Consider the following 20,931-nt stretch of genomic DNA (forward strand, 5'->3'; position numbering starts at 1 on the left):
CGCCAAAATAGATCGGTCACACTCTGTTTCGGGTATCGGGGATGGCGATATGTGCCACCCCCGACACTGCGAAACCCTGCGCCTTATGCGCCGCCGCACTTGCCTTCAGCGGTATTGAAATTGCCGCAGGACATGGGCTTGCGCCAATCAGAGATCAGATCTTTCGACCCCGGCAGGAAGTCGGACCAGGCATCCCCAGGGACCAGGCCTGGCGTCCGCCAAACGGTGTCGAACTGACCATCCGACTGAATCTCACCGATCAGGACCGGCTTGGTGATGTGGTGGTTCGGCATCATCGCGGAATAGCCGCCCGTCAGGTTCGGAACGGAAACGCCAACCAGATTGTCGATAACGGTATCGGCAGAGGTGCTGCCCGCCGCTTCCACAGCCTTGATCCACATGTTGAAGCCAATGTAGTGGGCTTCCATCGGGTCATTGGTGACGCGCTTGTCATCCCCGATAAAAGCCTTCCATTTTGCAATGAAATCAGCATTTTCCGGGGTGTCGATGGCCATGAAGTAATTCCAGGCCGCCAGGTGACCGACCAGAGGACCGGTATCCAGACCCGCCAGTTCTTCTTCCCCAACGGAGAAAGCGACGACAGGAATGTCTTCGGCCTTGATGCCCTGGTTCGCCAGTTCCTTATAGAAAGGCACATTGGCATCACCGTTAATGGTGGAGACCACAGCGGTTTTTTTACCAGCCGATCCGAAGGTTTTGATGTCAGACACGATGGTCTGCCAGTCAGAATGACCAAACGGGGTATAGTTGATCATGATGTCTTCAGGGGCCACGCCTTTATCCAGCAGATAGGTCTCCAGGATTTTGTTCGTGGTGCGGGGATAGACATAGTCCGTACCCGCTAAGACCCAACGCTCTACGCCTTCCGCATCCGCAAGATAATCCACCGCCGGAATGGCCTGCTGGTTCGGGGCCGCGCCGGTATAGAATACATTGCGCTGGCTTTCTTCCCCTTCATACTGAACCGGATAGAACAGGATGCTGTTTAGTTCTTCAAAGACCGGCAGGACCGATTTGCGCGATACAGAGGTCCAGCAGCCAAACACCACATCGACCTTGTTGACGGAAATCAATTCCCGGGCCTTCTCAGCAAACAAGGGCCAGTCAGACGCCGGGTCAACCACAACGGCCTCAAGTTTTTTGCCCAGAACGCCGCCCTTTTTGTTCTGCTCGTCAATCAGCATCAGCATCGCGTCTTTCAGCGTGGTTTCGCTGATCGCCATGGTGCCGGAAAGGGAATGAAGAATGCCGACCTTGATCGTCTCTTCAGCAGCCTGGGCCACGGTGCCAACAAGCATCATGCCTGATATCGCCGCAGCGCCCATTAAGGAACGAATACGATTTTTCATGTTTAGCCTCTCTGTCTACAGTTTTTATAGTTACTCCAATAATTGTGCACTGCAACAAGCGTACCAATTTTTCGGTACTTTCTGGAGCACGACAGAACGCTAACTAATCGATTGATATAACGTATATTATTTCACAAATGTGACATCGGCCCCAATTCTGGAGCATCCTTAACCTTTAAATAATTGCATATATTTTAAACTATCTAAAATTTTTGATCAAAAAATAGACATTTTATGAAATAACCAACACTCTGATCGCGAAAAAAATCCCACCCCTGCCAGTGGCGGGGGTGGGAGGGCATACCGTCCGTTATCAAGCGATTATTTGGCGGTAATCACCGTCATGACCAGTTTCCCATCAACACGGACTGGGCCGTCTTCCTTGGCGCCCAGCGTGTATTCAAATCCGCCTGTTTTCATGCCACCTTCTTCACCATGCAGCATCAACATCAGCATTTCACCGCTTTTGACCGGTTCGGTCAGAATTGCGCTGACATCGGCGTTTTCACCGATTTTCAACGGCGCATAGCCAATAACCGGGCCGGGCTTCATATCAGCACCGGTGCGGTGAACCACCATCCAGCCGTTGGCTTGTGCGACAATCTTATCAGCCGTAACGGTGCCAGTTGTCACATCCTGATCCGATGCCATCACGCCCAGTTTCATATCGCCGGAATTAGACCCGGCGGAAGCCGTGATGCTGATGACAGTGCCTGCTGCAAAAACCAGAGCAACGATAGCCGTTACAATAAAATGGCGAACCATAAAAACCTCCTGTGTATTGTCTGTTATGCGGACAAACGCTGTGTTTGAACGCAAGACCACATTGCCAGGGATCAGACCCTGACAAGCCACCCTTCTGATGGCCTACCTATAGCTACGGAAGGTTCCTGAGAAAGTTTCAAAACAGACGAAAAAAATGGCGATCAGGGCTGAACGGGGATCAGATAGCCATGGATGGCCGGGCCTGTGGGTTTACCCGTGGGCGACCCCCCTGGCGGTTCCACACTGATACCGAATGTGGCTTGCTGCAGTACTTCAGAAGGATAGGCCGCCAGACTTTTTTGTGTCAGGGCCCCATCCTCTGACAGCAGGCCCAAGGATTGCGGTTCTTCAGCAATCCCATCGCCGACGATCCACAGCTGATAAGAGGCCTGTTGCTGTCGTTCCGCCGCAACCGGCTGAATGGTCAAGGCGCGCGTTTTCAAATCAATCGATAACAGGAATGCGGGCTGTTGGTCATCAGATTGAAAAACCGCAACGAAAGTCTCTTGCTGGGGCCCTTGAACAAGGGGGGCATTGACCAGGATATAGGCAAACAGCGATGCCGCGATTGCCCCGGTCACAAATGTTGCGCCACGCCAACGCGATACATGCTTTTTCAGTGAAAGGATAGTGCCGCCATTCCTCTCACCCCCGGTGCCGCCCTGCCCCTCCTGTTGGTCAAGGCGCGCCTGGATGCGATCAAACAGATGCGGATCGGGCACCGCGCTGCTGATTTCTTCCTGCAGCGGTGCCAAACGCTGTGTCCAGTCATGAATAGCCGCCTCCAGCGCCGCATCCTGAAGTCGGCGCGTCTCCACCGCCAGGCGCTCCTCTGCATTTAAGGTGCCCAGCACATATTCCCCGGCCAATTGGTCTATTTCTTCCCGGTTTGTCATGACCCCAGGCATTCCTTCAATTGCTTCAAACTGCGATGCAGCCACGTCTTAATCGTATTCACCGGCTGACCAAACAAATCCGCCAGATCCTGGCGAGAGGCCCCTTCCAGATAGGCCAGCCGCACCATTTTGGCCCGGTTGGGATCCAAGGCCTCCAAACAGACGGACAAAGCCTGATACGCCTGACTGCGCTCCAATTCATCCGGTGCGGATCGGGAGGGATCAACAATCGTATCAATCTCAATTTCCACAGTCATCCCCTGGCCCTTTTGGCGGCGCAATACATCAATGGCGCGATTGCGGGCGATGGTTCCCATCCAGGTGATCGGCGATGCACGGTCCGGGTCATATCGCGCCGCCTGCCGCCAGATGGTCACATAGACCTCTTGCAGCACGTCCTCGCTGAGCGCCTGGTCCTTCAAGATACGAAGGACAATGCCAAAAAGTTTCAAGGAGGTGGCCTGATACAGGGCAGCAAAGGCAACCCGATCCCCCTGCGCACAGGCAATCAGATGGTCCTTCAAATCGCCAGGGGTGCATTGCATACCCAAACCCACTTATCCTTACGCCCCCATCCGCATCACGATATCACAGCCAGCGCAGGACATATACCAAAACCGGGCGTTATGTGGATGGTGGGTGCTCTATCCAGTTGAGTACTGAGCCGTAGGTTGGGTCATTGGGTCACCTTCGTCGTTCTTGTCTATCTTATGGGCGCTGCCACTTAACAATCAAGAAAGGTCAATACGGGTGTCCAGCTTATTCATTGCATGCGATAGCAATGACCACGCACTTCCGCTGTGCATTTCCATGCCCCACTTTTCATCTGCTTACAGTCTGCATTCGCAAAGGTTGTACGCTCGGAAGAGTTCCCTTTTTCAATTTCGGAAAATCTTGTTGAATCGTAACGCGCTCCTTTACCATAGCACTGTTCGCTAATCTTGTTGGTAGCCTTTAGCCGTGCGTAAGCAATGGCTTTGGCGCGGACGCTAAATGTCGATAAATTTTTACCGGTCACCACCTGAGGCATTGGTTCATAGACTTTTTGGGGAGCATTTTGTTTTTGGCGAACCGATGCGGTATCGCCTCTCACATCTGCATACTGATCTTTCTGGGGTGATGATGAATTTGATGAACTGTTGGACTGGTCGTTGGACTCATCGATATTCATTAAAGCCGAGCCAGCTTCTGAACCGTTATAAGGACTGGAACCAAATCCCTTTGTAGAAGGCATGGCTTGGGACTGAGCTGTAAATTTTTCCTGACGCGCCTGCCGCTTTTTCATCCGCATTGCTTGACGCCTTGCTCTCTCAATCGCATAGGGCGACTGAAGCCGTGTGATATTACGGGGCATTTCCGTCAAGTTCTCCCACTGCTTCGCCAACTGGGTCTCGTTAGAGTCCAACTCAGCGAACACGTCCTCCATCTCTCGCTCATATGCCCTTTGTTCTTGAGCTTCCTGACGCCTTTGTTGTTCTTCTAATTCTGCTTTTCGGCGACGTTTCTCTTTTAAATGACGGCGATATGCTTCATCAGCCTCAGCTTTTTGTCGGTTTTCATCTTCAATTCTTTGCTCCTGGGCCAAAGCGATATCCTCAGGGTCCTTTAAGGTTACACCGCTAAGATCAATCTCAACTGCACTCTTCTCAGCAGTTGATGGCGCTCTCTCATGGGGGGAACTTTTCAACGATGATAATGGCACAAAGCCCGAGACATCCTCATCTGAAACGAGTTGTACCTTAGCCCAAGAGCCGCTCATACTAAGTAGAAATACACGCTTGTTGAGCTTAAGATTAGCTAAAAATTCACTGGCTGAATCCGGACGCACGCGCACGACTGTTTCCCGAGCAACATACCGAATTTCATGTTCAGACGAAGGCTGGTTTCCCAAGCTATTCAGAATATCAGATTCAATATCGGCCAGCAGAGGTGACGTCAGAAAGGTGAGGTTCAATGCGATTAACGTACTTAGCAAAGCTGTAATTTTCATTATCAATCAACCATTGGCGAGTTCGAGAAAGTATTCGTGCTCTTTAGCATGATGATATTTCGATGCGTCGAACCGAATAACATTGCCATCATGATTGAGCTTCAGGCAATTAAGGCTTTGTGCTTCACATTGTGTTACTGGAAGGTCTTTCCCAACCAACTCGGGGCCACGCACTGGGATAACCATATAAGAAGTCGCCACATCGCACCGTAATGTGTTTGCACGGCTTACAACGCAATACTGTTTACTATTGTCAGAGTAAACTTCGTCCAAAAAAGCAAAGCCAAATTGTGGGATTTGATATTTTTCTTGACCTGTTACCCTAGTATTTTGCTGGGTATATGTGAATTTGTTAAGGCCATGGTCGTTAAACAGATATGCCTGAGGGAGAATTTGATTCGTCGAAACGCCGACATGGGTCTCGGCGTAGTTTTGACCGTCAAAATATGTTATATCGGGTGAAATGGTAAAGAAATCACTGACAGAAAAGTAATCTCCGCCCCACGAAACAAAAAGTCGTCTGGGAATTCGCCAATCACGGTGCCCTGCTAGAGATAAACCTTCAAATATTTCTCTAATCTTACTTTCACTGAGACTTTGAAATTTATCGGGTTTTCCGACGCAAGCACCTTCTTTGTATTTTGAGCCAATGGGGCAGGCATATGCCTCAAATTTATACAAATTCGCTGAGTTTGAGCCAGATTTTACCAGTCTGTAGACAGATATCGTACCGTCCTTATTATCAATGTATCGTGAACTGAAGGATTTATGCTCTTCGACTCTCAACTTATAAAAATCTCGCCAAAGTGACGTCATGCGATTTTCAATGTAAAGCTCAGCTGATGAGGCATACCAATTTTCTATTGAATTGATAGCAAGTTTCCGATCAACGTTTTCGGATGCAGCTGAATAAATCTCAATAGCTCTGCTGTAGTGCTTCGCGCCCTTGCCGTTCCTTTCGATGTATTTTTTTATCTGCTCAAGCGCTTCAAAATCCCTTTTGGTTGATAGCGCCGCCAGGGCTTCATAATAGAGAAGTTCACCGGTTATTTTCCCAGTTTCCTTCAGCCCCTGCAGTATCTCATAAGCCTTCTGATAATTTTCGGTTTCAAGTGAGGTGATGAGTCTTTGAACCATGGCCTCACGTTGAATATCGATGGCATTGGCTGATATTGGCAGCATCAATAAAAGGAGAGAAATGAATGAAACAATTGTACTCTTAAAATACATTATCGATGGCTCCTAAATAAGTTACCCTGCCATGAAATTTTCCTAAGGTTTTCAAAGGTACAATCTGACTGCAATATTATCCTATATGATTGCGTATTCTGTCCTTGAAAACTCTATTATTTGATTTTGAGCGTATAAACGATGAATTCATATGTCAAGAACACCATTACTATTATTAAGTAATAAATAGATTGGCGTTTCAAATTTATATGACTCTCGTCTTTGTGGATTTTATTTGTGATATCAATATGTTGGTTTCCATAGCCATCCGGCCAAACCAAGGATGCGCTGGCAAATATCATCAGGGATATGATTTCAGATCTGTGACGATCCTGGGGATTTTTTCTGATGCTGATTAATAGTCATACTATAAAAACGCCCTAAGATTTTATCACTGGTGTGATGCGCGAAAACGACTTCAGGGAATCCACACGCTTAGGGGGGCAATCGAGAAGGAATATGGCGGCCCCGACAGGGTTCGAACCTGTAACCATCCGCTTAGAAGGCGGGTGCTCTATCCAGTTGAGCTACGGAGCCGTTGGGGTGATAGAATAGCGGTCATTGCCATCAAAAGACAAAGGCCACCAAACGATCCAAGGGGCGTTCGGTAGCCTTTTGAAAGGTATGCTGCAAGAGATTTTAAGCCCTCACACAGCTTGCCCGAACGATCAATGGGTCCAGGGGCGTCGTCTGTTGTTGGAGAAATTGTCGGAATAGGATTTCGGCTTTATGCGGCGATCCTTGGGTTTTTCCACCGTATAGGAATAGCCGTTCTTTTCCGCATAGGTAATTGCCTCGTCCGCCGTGTCGAATTGCAGGCGCACCTGCTTGCGGGTATCGGCTGATCCGACCCAGCCCATCAGCGCATCCGGGCGGCTGGCCGTGGTGGGTTCGAATTCCAGAATCCAATCTTTCGTCCCGGCACGACCGGATTGCATGGCGGTTTTGGTCGGTTTGTAAATGCGAACTTCCACTCTTCTCTCCCCTATCTGATACGGGAATTTCCACTGTTGGATCGGTCATACCATGCTTTGCCCAGCATGCCTAGACAGCATTCCGGGGCGATTTCAGGGCCGGGATTCAGATTTTGAACTGGTCCTTGTACTTATCGCGCAAGACGTTTTTCTGAACCTTGCCCATGGTATTGCGGGGCAGCTCGTCATGGATGAACAGGGCCTTTGGTTGTTTGAAGCGCGCGATCTTGGGCGCAATGGATGACAGGATCGCATCGGGATCCAATGTCACCCCCTTTTGCGGCACCAGGACACCAACGACCCCTTCCCCGAAATCCGGATGGGGCACGCCAATGACGGCTGATTCCAGCACGCCGTCCTCTTCATCCAACAGCAGCTCTATTTCCTTGGGATAGATATTATACCCGCCGGAGATGATCAGATCCTTGGCCCGGCCGACAATGCGCACATAGCCGCGATCATCCATCTGCCCGACATCGCCGGTGATGAAGTATCCATCGGCGCGGAATTCTTCCGCTGTCTTTTCCGGCATATTCCAATAGCCCTTGAAGACATTGGGGCCGCGCACTTCGATCACGCCGATTTCCCCCTGGGGCAGGACCTTTCCGGTTTCCGCATCCGCGACGCGCAAATCCACACCGGGCAGCGGGAAGCCCACAGTGCCGGCCCGGCGCTCCCCATCATAGGGGTTGGAGGTATTCATATTGGTTTCGGTCATGCCATAGCGTTCCAGAATGCGATGACCCGTCCGTGCCTCAAACGCGATATGGGTTTCCTCCAACAAGGGCGCGCTGCCCGAAACGAACAGGCGCATATGGGACACCAGATCCTTGGTGAAGGCGGCCTCGTCCAGCAATCTGGTATAGAAAGTCGGCACCCCCATCATCGTGGTCGCGTGCGGCAGAAACGCAATCATCTGATCGGCCTTGAAACTGGGCAGGAAGATCATCGATGCCCCGGCCAGGAAGCAAATGTTGGACGCCACGAACAGCCCATGGGTGTGAAAGATCGGCAAGGCATGCAACAGCACATCCGCCCCTGTGAACTGCCAGTAATCGGTCAGGGCCCGAGCATTGGACAACAGATTATCCTGGGTCAGCATCGCACCTTTGGAGCGCCCGGTCGTGCCTGATGTATACAGGAAGGCTGCCAGATCGTCCCTGCCCCGCGCGCGGGTCTTAAAGCCGTTGGGTGCCTGATCTGCTGCCGCCATCAAACTGCCGCTGCCATCGGCATTCAGGGTCATCAGCCGGGCACCATGGGCCTTGGCAACCGGGTCCAGGGCGGGTTGGGCCTTCTGATCACACAACAGGATCTTCGGTGTCGCATCCCCGACGAAGTAATCGACCTCGCTGGCCGTGTATGCGGTGTTCAGGGGCAGGAAAATCACCCCTGCCTGAACACAGGCAACATAGACAGACAGAGCCTCTGGCGACTTGGCCACCTGTACGGCCAGACGATCGCCCGGCGCAACGCCCAATTGGGTGATGACATGGGCAATGCGCGCCGACCGGTCCAGGAAATCCCGAAACGTCTCAACCCGACCATCCGCCAGGGTCAGGAAAGGCGCGTCCCTGTCACGATGGGGCAGAAACAGGGCATCATACAAATGGTTAGACATACACAACGCTCCAACTTCATCGGCGGCGGCCGACCTAAACTACACCGCCGGTCCCATAACCATCTCTGGCAAGCCGGTCGCCAGCCACGGGAAGACACACAGGATTATGATCGCAACGACCATGCACAGGACATAGGGGATAGATCCCTTCAGGATCGTCTTCAAGGGAATATCTGGCGCTATCCCATTGATCACATACAGATTCAGACCAACCGGTGGGGTAATCAGACCGATCTCCATGTTAATGGTCAGGATCACTGCAAACCAATAGGGATCGAACCCGGCTGCTGTGACAATGGGCAACAGGATTGGCGCAGACATCAGGATCACCGCAACCGGTGGCAGGAAGAATCCGGCAACCAACAGGAAGATATTGATAAAAATCATCAATAGCCAGGGATTGACATCCAGAGTCCCGATCCAGCCAGCAATGGATTGTGTGATAAACAGGCTGGACAACATATAGGAAAACACACTGGCAGCCCCGATGATGAACAGGATCATCACGCTTTCCCGTGTCGAGTCCCGCAGCACCACCCACAGCGCTTTCGGGCTCCACAGGCTGTAGACGACCATCGCGACGGCCATACATAACAATGCACCGACAGCGGCAGTCTCAGACGGGGTCGCATAGCCACCATACATCGCAACCAAGACGCCCAGAATGATCAACAGGAAGGGCAGAACCCGGGGCAGGATTTCCAGCTTCTGACGCAGGCTGAATTCGCTTTTGCGCAGCACTTCTTCTGATCCGTTGCGCCATGTGTCATACAGCGACCACAGCATGAATAGGACGACAAGAAGGACGCCCGGTATCACCCCTGCCAGAAACAAACGACCTATCGAGGTATCTGTGGCAATGCCGTAAACAATCATCGTCACGGAAGGCGGGATCAGAATGCCCAGCGTACCGCCCGCGGCAATGGATCCGGCGGCGACACCATCCGGGTAGCCGCGTTTGCGCATTTCCGGAATACCCATCTTGCCAATCGCCGCACAGGTCGCGGGCGAGGATCCGGACATTGCCGCAAACAGCGCACAGGCGCCCAGATTGGAAATCACCAGGCCGCCCGGAACACGGGTCAGCCAGCGGTCCAGGGCTTCATACAAATCTGCCCCGGCCCGCGTGGAAGCAATGGACGCCCCCATGATAATGAACATTGGAATCGACAGCAGGGCGAAATTATCCAGCCCGCCAAAAAAGATTTCCGGCATCAGGGCAACTGACCGCATGCCATCAAAGGCCAGCAAGAAGCCCGCAGCAACCAACAGCAACCCAATCGCAACGGAAATACCGGAAAACAAAACCACAATCGTGGCAACCGCCACCATTAATCCTAAAATCAGCGGATCCATCAGGATGTACTCCCAACACCATAGGACGTATCAATGCGCGCCAGGATCGCATAAAGGTCCGCGATCAACTGCAGCAGCAATAAACAGAAACCGACAGGAACACCCAGATAGGGGATCCACAAACGCACGGCCCAAACCGTGTCGGATTTCCAATCCCGCGCAAAGGCTTCATACCATTGCTCATAGCCATAGACGGCCATGATGCCGATAACGGTGATGGTCGATAAAATCACGATCAGCGCCAGCACGCGCCGCAACCCAACGGGCAGCATCATGGGCACCAGATCGACATTCACATGTCCGCGTAAACGCTGAACATAGGGCAGGCCCAGCAGCGTCGCGTTGATCATCAAATAGACAACCATCTCTGTCTGCCAGGTGGTCGATTGATTTAAAATGCCGCGCACAAAAATCATCTGGCATGTAATCGCGACAGACGCGATGATCATCGCCGCCGCAATCCAACCGCAAATCGTAGAAATCCTGCCCACAACGCGCAGAAACAAATTTCCACCGTCGCGGTCTGTCGATGTCTCACCGTGTCCGCTCATCACCGAAATCCTCCGCACAAAATGGCACTTTCAACGTTGTGAAATGGCACGGGGTGATCCTGTAAGATCACCCCGGCCGGACATTCAACGTTCTGCTTACTCGACTGAAAGTGCCATATCCAGAAGCGCCTGGCCGTCTGGAACAGACTCAACGAAGGTCTTGTAGGAAGATGTCTTTGCAACATCACGCCACATCTGGAATTCCGCTGGCGTCATTTTCGCGATTTCAACACCGGCTTCTTTAAAGACACGAACCGATTCCGCATCTTCCTTTTTGGCTTCGTCCAGATAATAAGCCTGAGCCTTTGCAGCCCCTGCCTCCAATGCCGCCTTCTGAGCATCGTTTAATCCATCAAAGGTGGATTTGTTCATCAACAGCGGCTGATACATGAACCACAACGCAACATCACCAGCAGGCGTGTAGCATTTCACCTGTTCGTAGATCCGATAGGAAACGAAAGAAGAGGATGAGGTATTGGTGGCTTGCAGTACCCCGCTTTGCATCGCGGAATAGATTTCTGAAGACGCCATGGAAGCAATGGACGCCCCCGAAGCAACCAGCATCTCTTCGAATGCCTTACCGGCGGCCCGAATCTGAAGGCCTTTCACATCATCAGGTTTGGTGATGCAGCCCTGGGTACTGGCAAATCCACCGGCCAGATAGCCATGGACCAGAACCATGACATCATCGCTGGCCAAGATGTCTTCGATCTTACCCATAAAGGGCGATTCATTCAGTCGTGCCGCATGGTCATGGTTTTTCACCAGGCCTGGCATCAGCGTCAGGTTATACTCCGGATGCTGACCCCCCGCATAAGACAGCGGGAACACAGTCATGTCCAACTGACCCCGGGTCATTGGCTTGTACTGTTCTTTGGCCTTAAACAAAGATCCCGACGGAAAAATCTGGATCGACAGATCCACATTTGCCGCCGCCACTTCATCGGCGACGATCTGCGCAACCTTGTGGCGCACATCAGACGTTGACCATTGGTGGGATAGACGGAGTTCTTTCGCGAAAGACGGGCTTGTCACCCCGGCAATCAGTGCGACCGCCGCAAGCGCGGCGCTTACCTTAAACTTCATAGCGTTCTCCCCTAAAAGGAATGATATTATTATTTCTTTCCATCACGCTGTTATCAGCGCGTTGAAGAGCAGCCTAAATCGACTGCATCCAATGTCAATGATAATGTATACAATTTCGATTTGTCGCCCAAACAATGCGGTGATACCTTAAGACCATGACAATACGAACCGCTGATATGGTCCGGGAAAACCTGGAACAATTGATCATCACCGGCGCCCTGGGAAATGGCGACCGACTGGACGAGGTGCGTCTGGCAGCGCAATTTGATGTATCACGCACCCCGGTACGCGAGGCGTTACAGATGCTGACCGCCACGGGTCTGGTCGAACATATCCCAAACCGGGGCACATTCGTTCGACACCCGGATTTTCCAGAAATGATTGAAATGTTTGAAGTTATGGCAGAACTGGAAGCCTTGTGCGCGCGCCTTGCGGCCCGCCGGATCCAAACCGCACAATTAATCAAAATGCAGGAAGCAGCCGCCGCCTGTGAAAATGCGCTGCAACACGGCACGCTGGATGATTATTATCTGGAGAATGAAAGATTTCATTTCCTGATTTACCAGGCCAGTGGCAATGGCTTCCTGGCGGCAGAGGCGACAAGGCTGCAAAAGCGCCTGAAGCCATTCCGGCTGATGCAATTGCGCGTCCGGGGCCGCATGAAACAATCCATGCAGGAACATCGTGAAATACTGGCGGCGATCCAAGCCGGTGACGAATCCTTAGCCGCAAAAGCCTTGCGGGGTCACGTCAAGATTCAGGGGCAACGGTTCAACGACCTGATGGCCAGCTATACCCAGAATACCGCCCAGGCCGGGTGACGCATTTAAGCTAAGTCGATCAAAATGGATTAGCCTTATCCTAATCAAGGATGTGGAAAGCCGTGCTTTATCTTAGCCCCAATCTTCCGCCACACTGACTGCAGCACAGAATCCCGTACGGGATGCAATTTTTTGGATGTGGAGCAGACCAATGATCAGAACAGGCGACCAATACCGCGATTCCATTCGGGATAACCGCGAAGTTTATATGAATGGCGAACGGGTAAAAGATGTCACCCGCCATCCCATGTTCAAACCCCTGGTCGATATCCGCGCTCGCATATACGACATGGCCCATGACAGCGAAACCGCCGATGTTATGACGGTTGAGCAGGACGGCGAAGTCAACGCGGTTGGCAACGCCCTGCCCTATACTCAGGAAGACTGGTGGGCCAAGCGCCGCGCGACCGACACCGTGCTGGAAACGATTGGCGGTGTCGTGACCCGTGTGGGAGACGAAACCGTCGGCGAAATGTGGTCACTGTATGATGGTCAGGACCTTCTGAACGAAGTCGACCCTCAGTTTTCAAAGAATATCCAGAGCCATATCAAGAAAGTACTGCACGAAGACCCCTTCCATGTATCGGCCAATACCGATCCCAAGGGCGACCGGTCTCTGGCCCCACAGGATCAGGATCCGGACATGCTGTTGCATGTGGTCAAGGAAACCGATGCTGGCATTGTCGTGCGGGGCGCGAAATATGAAACGGCAGCAGCCTATGCCAATCAGGCCTTCACCAAGCCCACGATTGCCAATTGGGGCAATGCAGAAATGTCCGACTATGCTGTCGGCTTCATCTGTGACCTGAATTCGCCTGGGTTGAAATTTATCTGCCGCGGTGGATTTGCCGGCACGCGCGGGGATGAGCGGGACTATCCCCTGACCAATCGCTTTGATGAAGTCGACACCATCGTTATCTTCGATAATGTTCTGATCCCCTGGGAAAATGTGCTGTTCTATCGCCATACCAAGGCGGCAACTTTTATCCGGGCGACGCTGCATCGCTATTCCGCCTTCGCCTTTGTACAGCGCACCCTGAAACAGGCCGACCAGATGATCGGAACCGCCCTGTTCAATGCGCGGCAGACCGGCCTGGAAAAGCAACAGGCGGTTCAGGAAAAACTGTCCCAACTGGCGATCTGGCGTGAAGGCATCAATGCGCATCTGACCGCTGCCATTGCCCTGGGCGAACGATCCCCTGCGGGGCTTTTGATGCCCAATCAATCCCTGCTGATGACCGGGCGTTGTCATGCCCTGGATAACCTGCCGGCCATGATGCATATCTCGCGGGAATTATGCGGGGGACAAATTTGCGTCACCCCCAATGTCGCAACCTTTGAATCGCCGGAAACCAAGCCCTGGATGGATAAATACTATACCATCAATGACAGCTGGATGGCGGAGGATCGGCGCAAGCTATTGGCCTATGCCCGCGACCTGCTGAATTCGGACTATGCCGGTCACCGACTGACCTTCCAGCTTTTTGCGCAATCTCCGCCTTTCGCCCAATATGGGGCCGTCTATCGCAATTTTGATTGGGATGGGCCGCTGAGCTTTGTAAAGGCGGGGGCCAATCTTTCTGACACCGTGGTGAAAGGCTTCAAGCCCCGCAACAGCGACTGTGCAGTTCACCAATATTATGGCGAGCAGCTAAAAGACGCCGCGGAATAGGGGAAGTCATGGACGGCATCATCGATCTGGACCTGCGGGACCGCTTTCTGGGCGGGATGAGCCATGCGGCCTGCACGGTCAATATCGTCACCACCAATGGACCAGCCGGTCATGCGGGGGTCACGGTCTCAGCCATGGCATCGGTCTCTGCAGATACGCCCCGCCCGACCCTGCTGGTCTGTGTCCATCACAAAAGCCCCGCTGCGCAGGCGATCATTGATAATGGCGTGTTTTGCGTCAATGTGCTGCGCGATGATCAATCCTATATCTCCGACACATTTGCGGGACGCTTTCGCGATGATGTTGCAGACAAATTCGCCTGTACCGAATGGACCAAGCAAGTGACCGGCGCCCCCAGGGTGAAGGATCCGCTGGTCGCCTTCGACTGTCGGGTATTGAGTTCGGAACGTGTCGGCACCCATCATGTATTTATCGGAGAGGTGGAGGATATATTCTCCGCCGGGCGTGGATCGCCCCTGATCTATGCCAATCGCACCTATGGACGGACATCGCGGATTGATCCCGTCGCCTCAATAGAGGCCGGATTGATCAATGCCGAGGGAAGCCTGCGCATCGGTTGTTTCCACACATTCGGTCCCTTTGTTCTGCCGGAAGTCTTGAGCACAATCACACCGCAACTGGATGTTGAACTGACATTGGTGGAAGGCGATCACCGCCGCATTCTGGAGAGTCTGAAATCCGGTGAGACGGATATCGCCTTGATGTATGATTTCGATCTGGGGCGGGATATTGAGACGGAACTGCTGAACGAACTGTATCCCTATGTCCTGTTGGCGGAAAATCATCCCCTGGCGGCGCAACAGAGCCTGTCACTGGCCGATCTGGTAGCGGAACCCATGATCCTGTTGGATGCCCCGCCCAGTGCGGATTACTTCCAATCGTTGTTTACCAAGAATGGCATGTCGCCCAATATCCGCTATCGATCCGCATCGTTTGAGATGGTGCGCGGCATGGTGGGCCGTGGTCTTGGATTTTCCATTCTAGCAACCAAGCCCGCCAGTGATATCAGTTACGATGGCTGTCCCCTTATCACGCGCCCCTTGACCGATACGGTTGATCCCAGCCGCGTTGTCCTGGCGACCCGCAAGGGAAAGCGTCTTCCGAAACCAGCCCAGGCTTTCGCCAGCCTGTGTCGTGATATGTTTAGTCCTGAAACCTGACCCAACCCAATCTGTGAACGGAAACACTATGGCCCATACCCGCATTCGAAAATTCAACACCGCCGATACCTATCCGGAGCAAAATCTGGACAATGATCTGTGCCAGGCCGTGGTGACACAGGGCGGCAAGACCGTCTATCTGCGCGGTCAGTGCCCGCAAAACCTGGATGATGCCAAAAATATCGACAGCCATGATCCGGTGGAACAGACCCACAAGGTCATGCAGAATATCAAGCAATTGATCGAAGAAGCCGGTGGCACGATGGAGCATCTGGTGAAAATCGTCGTCTATATCACCGATGTCCGCTATCGGGAGGCGATCTATCGCACCATGGGCGAATATATCAAAGGGGTTCATCCCGTTTCCACAGGCCTGGTGGTACAAGCCCTGGCGCGCCCGGAATGGTTGGTTGAAATCGACGGCACCGCTGTCATACCGGAGTAACCGATGACCTTTTCCCTTGTTGCCCGTTGCAAAGAGACCGGCATGTTCGGTATCGCCATTTCGTCTTCCTCTCCTGCTGTTGCAGCGCGGTGTTCCTATACCCGCGCGGGCGTTGGCGCGGTTGCCAGTCAGAATATCACCGATCCGACACTGGGGCCGGGTGCGCTAGACCTGATGCAAGGGGGCCTCAGCGCGCCAGAAGCCATCGCAAAGCTGCAGGCGGAGCGGAACTTTATGGACTATCGTCAAGTTTTGGCGATTGATACGGCGGGCAAAACGGCAATCCATTCCGGCACTCGGGCGCTTGGCATCTGGACACAGGCCGAGGGAATTGATGTCGCCTCCGGTGGCAACTTGCTGGCCAATGACACGATTCCACAAGCCATTGTGGACGGGTTCATGGCATCCAAGGGGCATCTGGGTGATCGCCTGATCGCTGCCATGCGGGCCGGGTTGGCGGCAGGCGGTGAAGCCGGTCCCGTCCATTCCGCAGGCCTGCAATTATGCGATACGGTCGCCTGGCCCGTTGCGGATTTGCGCTGCGATTGGACCGAAGACTGCCCGATTGAGGCCATCGCAACCGCCTGGGACGTCTATAAGCCGCAATTGGCAGCCTATATACAGCGCGCCCTAGATCCGACGGAGGCCCCGTCTTACGGCGTACCGGGCGATCTTTAATAGTGTCTTGATTTTCGTCAGCGTTAAGGTTTAGTGGCATCTATGCCGCTGCGATTCACATTCAGACAGCTTGAATATCTCGTTGCCGTTGGGGAGGCAGGCAGCATTGCGCTCGCCTCTCAGCGGATCAATGTGTCCTCCCCCTCTATCTCGTCAGCCATCTCTCATCTAGAGGCGGAATTGGGGATGCAGCTATTCGTGCGCCAACATGCCCAGGGCCTGTCCCTGACGCCAGGCGGACAGCGCCTGTTTAACGAGGCGAAGCAAATCCTGCATCACGCGGCCTCCCTAACCGATCTGGCCGGCGATATCCGCACAGTACCGCGTGGGCCGATCTCCATTGGCTGCCTGAACACCGTCGCACCCTTTATCTCCGCTGCGATCCGCCGCTCCTTCGAGGCAGACTACCCCGATGCGGAAGTGACACTGCGTGAAGCCCATCAGGCGGAATTGCTGCATATGCTGGGCCGTGCGGAAATCGACATCGCCATTACCTATGATCTGGAGATACCCAGCGATATAGAATTTCAGCACCTGATCGCCCTTCCCCCCTATGTCATGGTCGATATAGACCATCCCCTGGCGCATCAGGACAGCATCATATTGGACGATATGCGCGATGACCCAATGATCCTGTTGGACCTGCCATTGAGCCGCGAATATTTTCTGTCCGTGTTTCATGCGGCAGGAATTCGCCCCAACATCGCGCAACGCACATCGGATCTTTCCGTCGCGCGCAGTCTGGTGGCAAACGGATTTGGCTATTGCCTGATCAATTTCCGCACAAAGACCAGAATTGCACCGGATGGGGAGGAACTGACCTTCCTGAAGCTATCTGGCAATCATCGCCCGATGGTTTTGGGACTGGCGACAAAGCGCAGCGAGCATGTCCCGCGCGTTATCTCCGCCTTTACAGAACATGTGCAAAAGCTTGCGGAAAAGGGCACCCTGCCCGGCATGGCCCCGCTATAGGCCATCCCGCAAACGCGCGATCAGGGCATCCAGCATCTGATCGCATTGCTGTAATTGCACCAGGGTAACAAATTCGTCTGGCTTATGTCCCTGTGCCATAGAGCCAGGCCCGCACACTACGGTGGGCAGGGATAGGCGTTGTGTAAACAGCCCCGCCTCCGTTCCGAAGGCCACTTTCATCGTGGCATTGGCCCCGGTCAAGGACTTCACAAAGGCAACGACGTCGGAAGATTCGGGTGTTAACAAGCCAGGGTAACTATTTGTTATTTCAAAGTTAATTGAAACTTCCGGATAGTCGTCTGAATGCCGGGCTACAATGTTGTCAGCCGCCGCGCGAATGCGGTTTAAAATCTCCGCCGGATCATCCTGTGCAATATTTCGGATTTCAAAATCCAACTGACAGTGATTGGGGACAATGTTCAACGCAACGCCCCCCTGGATCAGGCCAACATGAACCGTGCTATAGGGAACATCATAATCGGCATCCTGGGCATCGCTTGCTGCCAGTGCCGCCTGCTCCTGGCGCAGCACCGCGATCAGATCCGTTGCCAGATGAATGGCATTCAGTGCCTGGGGGGCCAGGGCGGAATGCCCCTCTCGCCCTGTGCAGGTCGCCCGGATGACGGTCTTTCCCTTATGCCCCGTCGCCACCGCCAGAGAGGTCGGCTCCCCCACGATACAAAAACCGGGCTTGAACGGCGCATCGGCCAATACATCCAACAGGGACCGCACACCGATGCAGCCGATCTCCTCATCATAAGACAGGGCCATGTGCAGCGGCGTTTTTAGATCGTATTGGGACGCGCGCACCATCGCCGCGATGGCGCAGGCGACGAACCCCTTCATATCCGCCGTGCCGCGCCCATAAACCTTGCCGTCTTCCTGGGTCATCTGAAACGGGGGCTTGGTCCAGGCCTGCCCCTTTACCGGCACAACATCCGTATGCCCAGATAACAGCACGCCACCCGCCTGATCCACTTGCCCAATAGTGGCGTAAAGGTTGGCCTTTGTACCGCTCTCATCCCTCAATACTTGGACCGTCGCACCCGCTTGGCGCAACACATCCTCCACGAACAGGATGAGATCCAGATTGGGCTCCAAACTGACGGTGGGAAAAGCTAGAAGACGATCTAAAATGTCGAGGGTTTTCATATAATATCTCTTAGAATGTGAACTACACCTATCTTATCAGGTGCCGATGCATCATTTTATTCTGATAGGCTCGGTCTGGCGCGTCGGACCTCACGGTTTATATAGGCAGCTAGGATAGCCTTGAGGATATCCCCAGGGATAAAGATGGCAACGGCGAGAACAGCCTTCAGCAGAGACAGCTCAGCAATGATCATCAGCCCGACAATTCCAAAAACATAAAGCAAGACGATACCGCCCAAAAGGCTCGCAATCACACCTGCGGTCATAACGCCGAGCCGAGTTGTCGCCCTGAACACCAGTCCAATCGCGATAACGGCAATGGGCCATCCAACAAAAAAACCGACAGTGGGGCCTACAAACACACCCAGCCCACCGCGTCCACCCGCGAGCAGGGGAGCGCCGAGTGCAACGACTCCGATAAAGACGATGATTGAAAGCGCCCCGCGCCAGGGGCCAAGAATCAGCCCTGCCAGCATGACGCCCAGTGTTTGGGCGGTTATTGGAACGCCACTGGCAATGGGCAAAGTAATCTGGGGAATCAATCCGAGGGCGGCGATGAATGCCGCGAAAAGCGCAACGCGGGTTACTGTATTTTCCATTCTATTTTCTCCGATCAAAGCCGCCACGGGCGACCAGTGCTTCAGCGGTGCGATCCGCATCATCTATCACTGATATAACAAAGGGTGATACGAGTCGCCAAAGTGGGCGGCGGGGTGAGCGGGCGCGCCAGCTTTCCGCAAGGAATTGCCAACGTTCTGTCAGCATTGGTGCGAAACGCAAAGTCATAGCAATGACCACGCCAACCGGGCGGGTCGGCAGTCCGATCCACCGGAGCGGCGCCAGAATGCGGTCCAGCACGGCAAGCATGCTAGCCAGCGGAATCGAGGCTGAAATCACTGTGGCGAGCAGAACCAGCGTGGCGATTCGCAGGCAGACAGTAAGACCCAGCACCCAATCCCCCAACAGTCCATGGGCCGCAAAGGCGAGGAGCAGCATTTGTCCAGGCGCGCGCAACGCGGAATATAGGCCGTGGGCGCGGGCAAGTATGGTCAGGATCACGACGCAGGCGAAGACTGCGATCAGAAAGACAGGCCTGTCTATCAGAAAGACGAATACATTGATAAGAGCCAGCAATAAGAGCTTCAAACCTGCGGGCAAACGGCGCAGCCATTGCGCCTCAATATTTACATTTCCCACGATGACTCTCTTTCTACGGCTGCCTGCATCGCGACGGCGAAGGCGGGCAAGATGGATTCCGGTCGACCATCGGCATGAATCCTCCCTTTCTCGATCCACAACACTCTGTCGAAATCGTTCAGGCTATCGATGTCATGGGTGATCATAAGGACCTGATGGGGCAGATCCGCAATGAAACGCTTCAGGCGGCTTCGGGTTGGAATGTCCAATCCATTGAAGGGTTCATCCAGCAGGATCACTTTCGGCTGCATGATCAACACCGCCAACAGGCACACCAGACGGCGCTGACCTTCTGACAGGGTCGCGACGGCGCGATCGCGCCAATCGGCGATCCCATAGTGCTGAAGCAACGCCATAACCGTGGAATCAATCCGCTTCGAAGAGGTGCCATTTTCGCTCAGACCAAAGGCAATTTCCTCAAAAACATTGGGACACAGGATCTGATGATCCGAGTTCTGAAACAGAAAGCCGGCAACAGATAAGGAGTCAAAGTCGCGTTTTGCGGGGTCGCGACCATAGAGCCGCACAGTCCCGGATGAGGGGCGCAGTATTCCCTTTATAAGACGCGCCAATGTCGACTTTCCCGATCCATTTCGTCCAACAATCGCAACTCGGTGCTGTGTTATCGACAGATCAAGATCATGCAGAACCGTCTGCCCACCGCGATCAACCCGGGCCTGTTTCAGGTGAATACCGGTTTCAACGCTGATATCTGAAGTCACGAGCTGTATCCATTATGGGCAGTGAAGGCGCCATCTATCGCATATTGTCTCGCTGAGTCCCAGACGCGAGGCAAAGTATTATTTTGGCCGAGGGCGTCTTCCGGCCTCTCTTGTGCCATGAAGCCACGTTATCGGCTCACAATGTACGCTGCTGTCAAATTCAGCGTGAAATTTAGTGAAACCTGACCTCAGATATTCGCACTACATCAAGTCTTGCTTACCAGCGCGATGGTTAGTCTTTACCTAAGCTGC

The 20,931-nt window shown here is 53.3% G+C and carries 21 protein-coding genes and 1 tRNA gene; 6 read left to right on the plus strand and 16 right to left on the minus strand.

Annotated features, from left to right (window positions below; translation table 11 throughout):
• Window positions 1-83: 83 nt before the first annotated feature.
• The 12 genes from urtA to dctP form a co-directional block, all read right to left on the minus strand.
• Window positions 84-1,370 carry an urea ABC transporter substrate-binding protein gene (gene urtA, locus ACOSDM_RS08930; RefSeq protein WP_420724166.1) on the minus strand — a complete coding sequence of 429 codons (1,287 nt, stop codon included), beginning with the start codon at window positions 1,368-1,370 and terminating at the stop codon, window positions 84-86.
• 321 nt (window positions 1,371-1,691) lie between these two features.
• A complete protein-coding gene (locus ACOSDM_RS08935; RefSeq protein ID WP_420724167.1) occupies window positions 1,692-2,135 on the minus strand; it encodes a DUF7282 domain-containing protein in 444 nt (147 codons plus the stop codon).
• A 161-nt stretch (window positions 2,136-2,296) separates the two neighbouring features.
• A complete protein-coding gene (locus tag ACOSDM_RS08940) occupies window positions 2,297-3,031 on the minus strand; it encodes an anti-sigma factor (RefSeq protein WP_420724168.1) in 735 nt (244 codons plus the stop codon).
• Entirely contained in the window at window positions 3,028-3,576 is a 549-nt protein-coding gene (locus ACOSDM_RS08945; protein WP_420724169.1) for a sigma-70 family RNA polymerase sigma factor, read from the minus strand. Before ACOSDM_RS08945 ends, ACOSDM_RS08940 begins: the two co-directional genes overlap by 4 nt.
• Before the next feature lie 218 nt (window positions 3,577-3,794).
• Window positions 3,795-5,021 (minus strand): hypothetical protein, encoded by a 1,227-nt coding sequence (locus ACOSDM_RS08950; protein ID WP_420724170.1) that lies wholly within the window; start codon window positions 5,019-5,021, stop codon window positions 3,795-3,797.
• Window positions 5,022-5,027: 6 nt separating this feature from the next.
• On the minus strand, window positions 5,028-6,251 hold the full coding sequence (locus tag ACOSDM_RS08955) for a hypothetical protein (protein ID WP_420724171.1): 1,224 nt from the start codon (window positions 6,249-6,251) through the stop codon (window positions 5,028-5,030).
• Window positions 6,252-6,711: 460 nt separating this feature from the next.
• Window positions 6,712-6,788: transfer RNA gene (locus tag ACOSDM_RS08960), tRNA-Arg, on the minus strand.
• A gap of 131 nt (window positions 6,789-6,919) precedes the next feature.
• Window positions 6,920-7,225, minus strand: coding sequence for an ETC complex I subunit (locus ACOSDM_RS08965; protein ID WP_420724172.1), 306 nt, complete (start codon window positions 7,223-7,225; stop codon window positions 6,920-6,922).
• A 106-nt stretch (window positions 7,226-7,331) separates the two neighbouring features.
• A complete protein-coding gene (locus tag ACOSDM_RS08970) occupies window positions 7,332-8,846 on the minus strand; it encodes a malonate--CoA ligase (protein ID WP_420724173.1) in 1,515 nt (504 codons plus the stop codon).
• 39 nt (window positions 8,847-8,885) lie between these two features.
• Window positions 8,886-10,202 carry a TRAP transporter large permease gene (locus ACOSDM_RS08975; RefSeq protein ID WP_420724174.1) on the minus strand — a complete coding sequence of 439 codons (1,317 nt, stop codon included), beginning with the start codon at window positions 10,200-10,202 and terminating at the stop codon, window positions 8,886-8,888.
• Window positions 10,202-10,753: a TRAP transporter small permease gene (locus ACOSDM_RS08980; RefSeq protein WP_420724175.1), complete on the minus strand. Its 552-nt coding sequence runs from the start codon at window positions 10,751-10,753 to the stop codon at window positions 10,202-10,204. Before ACOSDM_RS08980 ends, ACOSDM_RS08975 begins: the two co-directional genes overlap by 1 nt.
• 96 nt (window positions 10,754-10,849) lie before the next feature.
• On the minus strand, window positions 10,850-11,839 hold the full coding sequence (dctP, locus tag ACOSDM_RS08985) for a TRAP transporter substrate-binding protein DctP (RefSeq protein WP_420724176.1): 990 nt from the start codon (window positions 11,837-11,839) through the stop codon (window positions 10,850-10,852).
• Window positions 11,840-11,994: 155 nt separating this feature from the next.
• Between dctP and ACOSDM_RS08990 the strand changes: the two genes are divergently transcribed.
• From ACOSDM_RS08990 to ACOSDM_RS09015, 6 genes are all read left to right on the plus strand, one after another.
• The gene (locus ACOSDM_RS08990; RefSeq protein ID WP_420724177.1) at window positions 11,995-12,660 is read left to right on the plus strand and encodes a GntR family transcriptional regulator; all 666 of its coding nucleotides are present in this window, start codon (window positions 11,995-11,997) and stop codon (window positions 12,658-12,660) included.
• A 151-nt stretch (window positions 12,661-12,811) separates the two neighbouring features.
• A complete protein-coding gene (locus ACOSDM_RS08995) occupies window positions 12,812-14,332 on the plus strand; it encodes a 4-hydroxyphenylacetate 3-hydroxylase family protein (RefSeq protein WP_420724178.1) in 1,521 nt (506 codons plus the stop codon).
• A gap of 8 nt (window positions 14,333-14,340) precedes the next feature.
• Window positions 14,341-15,513 carry a LysR substrate-binding domain-containing protein gene (locus ACOSDM_RS09000; RefSeq protein ID WP_420724179.1) on the plus strand — a complete coding sequence of 391 codons (1,173 nt, stop codon included), beginning with the start codon at window positions 14,341-14,343 and terminating at the stop codon, window positions 15,511-15,513.
• A gap of 28 nt (window positions 15,514-15,541) precedes the next feature.
• Window positions 15,542-15,958, plus strand: a complete 417-nt coding sequence (locus ACOSDM_RS09005) for a RidA family protein (protein WP_420724180.1) — start codon at window positions 15,542-15,544, stop codon at window positions 15,956-15,958.
• Window positions 15,959-15,961: 3 nt separating this feature from the next.
• Window positions 15,962-16,636 (plus strand): DUF1028 domain-containing protein, encoded by a 675-nt coding sequence (locus ACOSDM_RS09010; RefSeq protein WP_420724181.1) that lies wholly within the window; start codon window positions 15,962-15,964, stop codon window positions 16,634-16,636.
• Between the two features lie 42 nt (window positions 16,637-16,678).
• Window positions 16,679-17,608 (plus strand): LysR substrate-binding domain-containing protein, encoded by a 930-nt coding sequence (locus ACOSDM_RS09015; RefSeq protein ID WP_420724182.1) that lies wholly within the window; start codon window positions 16,679-16,681, stop codon window positions 17,606-17,608.
• Here the strand turns inward: ACOSDM_RS09015 and argE are convergent.
• The 4 genes from argE to ACOSDM_RS09035 are packed head-to-tail and all read right to left on the minus strand — an operon-like array spanning window position 17,603 to window position 20,679.
• On the minus strand, window positions 17,603-18,760 hold the full coding sequence (gene argE / locus ACOSDM_RS09020; RefSeq protein WP_420724183.1) for an acetylornithine deacetylase: 1,158 nt from the start codon (window positions 18,758-18,760) through the stop codon (window positions 17,603-17,605). The two genes, ACOSDM_RS09015 and argE, sit on opposite strands and share 6 nt — an antisense overlap.
• Before the next feature lie 56 nt (window positions 18,761-18,816).
• Entirely contained in the window at window positions 18,817-19,386 is a 570-nt protein-coding gene (locus ACOSDM_RS09025) for a biotin transporter BioY (RefSeq protein ID WP_420724184.1), read from the minus strand.
• Entirely contained in the window at window positions 19,361-19,957 is a 597-nt protein-coding gene (locus ACOSDM_RS09030) for an energy-coupling factor transporter transmembrane component T (protein ID WP_420724185.1), read from the minus strand. Before ACOSDM_RS09030 ends, ACOSDM_RS09025 begins: the two co-directional genes overlap by 26 nt.
• Entirely contained in the window at window positions 19,945-20,679 is a 735-nt protein-coding gene (locus tag ACOSDM_RS09035) for an energy-coupling factor ABC transporter ATP-binding protein (RefSeq protein ID WP_420724186.1), read from the minus strand. Before ACOSDM_RS09035 ends, ACOSDM_RS09030 begins: the two co-directional genes overlap by 13 nt.
• Window positions 20,680-20,931: the final 252 nt, after the last annotated feature.

The sequence above is a fragment of the Hwanghaeella sp. LZ110 genome, assembly GCF_048892525.1.
In the GTDB taxonomy this organism is placed as follows: domain Bacteria; phylum Pseudomonadota; class Alphaproteobacteria; order UBA8366; family Aestuariispiraceae; genus Pacificispira.